Below are 440 nucleotides of genomic sequence, written 5' to 3'. Positions count from 1 at the left end.
CTGGACCCGAGCCGAAGAGCTTGAACTGCACCCCGTTGCGGATCATCCGCCACCCCTCGCCCTGGCGGTAATAGCCGTGCGCCCCGCTTGCCGTGGCGATGATCGGCACCTCCGGGTGGTCGATGAGGTTCGCCCCCACGCCAGGCCGGTCGGCCACCACCTCGATGCCATGGGCGCGCAGGTGGTCGGCCGGGCCGATCCCCGACAGCATGAGGAGCTTCGGCGTCACCAGCGCGCCCGCCGTGACGATCACCTCGCCCGCGCGGCTCTCGTGGACCGCGCCGCGCCTATCGCGCCAGCGGACTCCCACGGCCCGGCCGCCCTCGATCAGGACGCGCTCCGCCCGCGCCTCCAGCCGGACGTCCAGGCGCCGGTCGCCCTGGAGCGGCGCGAGGAAGGCGTAGGCGGCGCTCGACCGCTTGCCCGAACGGTTCATGAAC

Annotated in this window: 1 protein-coding gene; it reads right to left on the bottom strand. The window is 73.4% G+C overall.

All coding sequences use genetic code 11. The features are described from left to right. Window positions 1-440, bottom strand: a 440-nt coding sequence (locus D7Y13_RS43045; protein ID WP_208734645.1) for a GMC family oxidoreductase N-terminal domain-containing protein, incomplete at both ends; no start/stop codon positions are given.

It is taken from the genome of Corallococcus praedator, assembly GCF_003612125.1.
In the GTDB taxonomy this organism is placed as follows: Bacteria; Myxococcota; Myxococcia; order Myxococcales; family Myxococcaceae; genus Corallococcus; species Corallococcus praedator.
Note: the sequence above shows the minus strand (reverse complement) of the source record. Positions and strands in the feature narration are given on the sequence as shown.